Raw genomic sequence first — 610 nt, forward strand, 5'->3', positions numbered from 1 at the left:
CAGCGATGCGCCATCCGATGCGCGCTCCATCTACAAGATGAATGACACCTATATGGATGTCAGAACATTTTTTGATGAGTGGCGGGGGGGGGTGTTGACTGGGCTTTTTCCATTGCTTTTAGGGATTGTCACTTTTCCTGTTTTTATTTTATTGCCATGGCTTGATGTTTTTTTTTCAGGTGTGTTTCCCTCTACTGGAAGGGAGGCTGATACTGGTGATTATTTTGCTATTTTAGGGCTTTGGGGCATTTGGGTTGTAATGCTCGTTGCGTTCAAGTATCTCTTTTGGATATTCCGCATGGAATGCCTGGTCCAGCGTCATATCGTGGTGCGCTTCAATCGCAAGACCCGCAAAATCACTATCAATCGCCCCAACTTCGCAGGTGGTAATCAGGTCTATAATTGGGACGATGTGGTGGCCTCGGTCGATCCCGACGATCAGGTGGTGACCAAGCAGCGCAAGCGCGAAATCCTGATGCTGTTCTTCTTCAAGCAGCGTACCGGCGCCGAGCATCATGACGTGGTGTTTCTCGGCGCACCGCTGCGCAGCGATCATGAACTTTATGCGCTGTGGGAGTACATCCGCCGTTACATGGAGGAGGGCCCAGAT

General features: G+C 50.3%; 1 protein-coding gene. It reads left to right on the forward strand.

Annotated features, from left to right (window positions below; all coding sequences use genetic code 11):
* The coding region (locus L1073_RS17125; RefSeq protein WP_246901442.1) for a DUF6708 domain-containing protein at positions 1-610 on the forward strand (610 nt) is incomplete at both ends.

This window comes from Chromohalobacter nigrandesensis (genome assembly GCF_023061285.1).
Taxonomy (GTDB): domain Bacteria; phylum Pseudomonadota; class Gammaproteobacteria; order Pseudomonadales; family Halomonadaceae; genus Chromohalobacter; species Chromohalobacter nigrandesensis.